Source organism: Caballeronia sp. BR00000012568055, from assembly GCF_029439455.1.
Classification (GTDB): Bacteria; Pseudomonadota; Gammaproteobacteria; order Burkholderiales; family Burkholderiaceae; genus Caballeronia.
Genome location: NZ_JAQFVG010000261.1, coordinates 1 through 3238, shown reverse-complemented (window position 1 = coordinate 3238; position 3238 = coordinate 1). Strand labels below are relative to the sequence as shown.

2 protein-coding genes and 1 pseudogene are annotated in these 3238 nt (G+C 55.6%); all 3 read left to right on the top strand.

What is annotated here, in order from left to right; translation table 11 throughout:
* Positions 1 to 120: 120 nt before the first annotated feature.
* Positions 121 to 880 (top strand): annotated as a pseudogene (locus P7F28_RS15515) (GntR family transcriptional regulator).
* 48 nt (positions 881 to 928) lie between these two features.
* The gene (locus tag P7F28_RS15510) at positions 929 to 2440 is read left to right on the top strand and encodes a sugar ABC transporter ATP-binding protein (RefSeq protein WP_277185407.1); all 1512 of its coding nucleotides are present in this window, start codon (positions 929 to 931) and stop codon (positions 2438 to 2440) included.
* A 15-nt stretch (positions 2441 to 2455) separates the two neighbouring features.
* On the top strand, positions 2456 to 3238 hold a 783-nt coding region (locus P7F28_RS15505; RefSeq protein WP_277185406.1), incomplete at its 3' end, for an ABC transporter permease.

The window sequence follows — 3238 nt, the reverse complement described above, 5'->3', positions numbered from 1 at the left end:
GGGAAAACGCTTAGCGTCTTTAGTAAAAACCCAAACTTAGGGATGCGTTAGATTTAATTGCATCGCTAATAAGCCGCTAAGCATTAGCACGCGTTGACAAGCCTGAATATGCTTTCTAGCATGCTAGCATCTTCATCGGAAATCAAGCGTCGTGAGCACACCGTCCGATACCACCGTTCTTATCAGCAGTCCGTATGATGCGTTGCACAAGATCAAAAGCGGCGAACGCGGCAGCCTGACGGACGCCGTGGAGGAAGCGTTACGCGATGCCATTGTCACGCTGGCATTCGAGCCTGGGATGATGATCGACAAGCTGGCGGTATGCGAGCGAATGGGTGTGTCGCGCTTTCCGGTTTCGTCGGCATTGGCGAGACTCGAGCATGCGGGTTTGGTCGAGGTGTTGCCGCAGCGAGGCACGCGCGTAAAGCCCATTGCACTCGACGATCTCAATCAGCATTGGTTTATCCGCAGCGCACTGGAAGTCGAAACCGCGCGCAGCGTAGCCTTGATGAAAGACCAGACGACGCTCGAAACCTTGTCGCTCAATCTCGATCAACAACGCGCCACACTCAAGGCCGGTCAGCGCCTCGCGTTTCATGGCCTCGATCTGGCCTTTCATGAAATTTTGCTCGATGCCATTGCCCTGCCTCGCGTAAAGGAAATCGTCGCGGTGTCGCGCAGTGCGCTGGACCGTGCGCGGCAACTTCTTGCCAGTCCCGAGCGGCTCGTGCATACGCTGGCTGAGCACGAGCGCATCTTCAAAGCGATCAGCAGCGGCAAGGCTGATATCGCTGCTCAAGCCATGCACGATCATCTGGATCAGGTGGTGGCGGAATTGCATCGTTCGGCAGCGGACAGGCCAGATTTATTCGCGCCGTAATCAGGCTTAGGAATATACGCCACATGCCAGGCAACCCAAAGACACGCCATGACTTCTCTGATAACCGTCGATCGACTCAGCAAGCGTTTTCCGGGCGTACGCGCGCTTCATGAAGTGCGCTTCGATCTATTGCCGGGCGAAGTCCACGCGCTGATGGGCGAAAACGGCGCAGGCAAATCGACGCTCATGAAAATTCTCGCGGGCGTCTATACACGCGATAGCGGCGACATTCTGCTGGACGGCAAGCCAGTCGATTTCGCCAGCCCGCGCGATGCGCAGGCTTTGGGTGTCGGCATCATTCATCAAGAGCTTCAATTGATGAACCATTTGACCGTTGCGCAGAATATTTTTATTGGCCGCGAGCCGCGCAAGCTGATGGGTTTGCTGCTCGATGAAGACAAGCTGAATCGTCAGGCAAGCGATATTCTCGCGCGCATGCACGTGAATATCGATCCTCGCACGGTGGTCGACACGCTTACCGTCGCCAGTCAACAGATGGTGGAAATTGCCAAGGCGCTGTCGTTCGACTCGCGTGTGCTTATCATGGATGAACCTACGTCTGCGTTAAACGACGCTGAAATTGCCGAGCTGTTCCGCATCATTCGACAGCTAAAAGAACGCGGTGTCGGCATCGTCTATATCTCGCACAAGATGGACGAACTCAAGCAGATTTCCGATCGCGTGACCGTGCTGCGCGACGGCGAATATGTCGGCACGGTGGTGACCAAAGACACGAGTGTGGAGACCATCATCGGCATGATGGTGGGGCGCACGCTAACCGATCTCACCTCGTTTTTAGGCGGTTCGGACCAAGGCGAGGTAGCGCTGGAAGTCAGGCATCTCAACGCCGGGCCTTTGGTGCGTGATGTGAGTTTCACGCTGCGCAAAGGGGAAATCCTTGGCTTTGCGGGGCTAATGGGCGCGGGTCGCACCGAAGTCGCGCGCGCGGTGTTCGGTGCCGATCCAATCGAGAGCGGTGAGATTGTCATCAACGGTACGAAGGCGATCATCAGGAGACCGAGCGATGCGGTATCGCGCGGTATCGGCTATTTGTCGGAGGACCGCAAGCGCTTTGGATTGGCAACGGGCATGGACGTGGAATCGAATATCGTCATGTCGAATCTGGGTAAGTTTTTATCCGCGCGCGTGTTTCTGCGCCGCGCGAAAATTCGTAAGACAGCGGCGCATTTCATCAACCTGCTTGCGATTCGCACGCCCTCGCCCACTCAGCCCGTGCGCCTGCTCTCAGGAGGCAATCAACAAAAGATCGTGATTGCTAAATGGCTGGAGCGTGATTGCGACGTGCTGTTCTTTGATGAACCCACTCGCGGTATCGACGTCGGTGCCAAGAGCGAAATTTATAAGCTCTTGCGATCGCTTGCCGGTCAAGGCAAGGCCATCGTCATGATTTCTTCAGAGTTGCCGGAAATTCTTCGCATGAGCGATCGCATTGTGGTGATGTGCGAAGGACGTATTACCGGCGAACTATCTTCGACCGAAGCGACGCAGGAGCGCATCATGCAGCTCGCGACGCGGCGCGAATCTTTGCAGGCGGCTTAAGGAGAGGCTCGGCTCATGACACAACCATCGGATACGGCGGCACTCAATACCGCCAAGCGCACCAACGGCTTGCGCGCGCGCGTGTTTTCGCCGACGGCATTGCAAAAGCTATTGGCATTCGCCAGCCTGATTTTGCTACTGGTGTTCTTTAGCTTTGCGTCGCCTGCATTTATGCAGATGGACAATATCTTAGGCATCCTTCAAGCGACGGCCGTCAACGGGGTGCTGGCAATTGCGAGTACCTTTGTCATTATCACGGGTGGCATCGACTTGTCGGTCGGCACGTTGATGACCTTTACCGCCGTGATATGCGGCGTGTTTCTCACGTACTGGCATTTGCCAATGTGGTTAGGCATTGTTGCCGCGATAGCAACGGGGGCGCTTTGCGGAACCGTGTCGGGCACGCTGACGGCGAAGATGAAAATTCCGCCGTTTATCGCCACGCTCGGCATGATGCTTTTGCTTAAAGGGCTTTCGCTCGTCGTCTCAGCCGACAAGCCGATCTATTTCACCGATACCGAAAATTTCTACATGATTTCGCAGGACTCGCTGATTGGCTATTTCCTGCCCAGCATGCCGATTCCGAACGCCGTGCTCATTCTTTTCTTTCTGGCGCTGGCAAGCTCCATCACGCTTAACCGCACCGCGCTCGGACGATACACATTCGCGCTTGGCAGCAACGAAGAAGCCGTACGCCTTTCAGGCGTCAACGTCGATCGATGGAAAATTGCGATCTATGGTTTAGGCGGCGCAATTTGCGGCATTGCGGGCTTGCTGATCGCCTCGCGGCTTAATTCA